Below are 289 nucleotides of genomic sequence, written 5' to 3'. Positions count from 1 at the left end.
GCCAGGGTGGTGGTGTCCGACGATCCCGTGCCCGGGTCCTCTCCGGAGCGGTCGGTGCCGGGAACGCCTCGGGTGTCATTGGTCGGCAGCCTAGGCCCGTCCTGGTCGGTGGTCGGTTCCTGCTCGTTCCGTTCCCGTGACGCATCGTCGGTGTATTCGGCGATGCCGGGTACACCGGTGTGCATGACCAGGGTGATGTCGTGGCCGGAGGGGTCTGCCCCTGGCTCCGTCGGTGTCGGCGCGGGGGGGAGGACGTCGGCGTGTAGGTGGAGGATGCCCTCGGAGTTGA

General features: G+C 69.2%; 1 protein-coding gene. It reads right to left on the bottom strand.

The window, feature by feature from the left end:
• Nucleotides 1-289: hypothetical protein (locus ACFHWE_RS23805; protein ID WP_416604114.1), on the bottom strand; the 289-nt coding region annotated here is incomplete at both ends.

This window comes from Nocardiopsis sp. LOL_012 (genome assembly GCF_048060475.1).
Lineage (GTDB): Bacteria > Actinomycetota > Actinomycetes > Streptosporangiales > Streptosporangiaceae > Nocardiopsis.
This window is presented reverse-complemented; position numbering and strand designations above follow the sequence as displayed.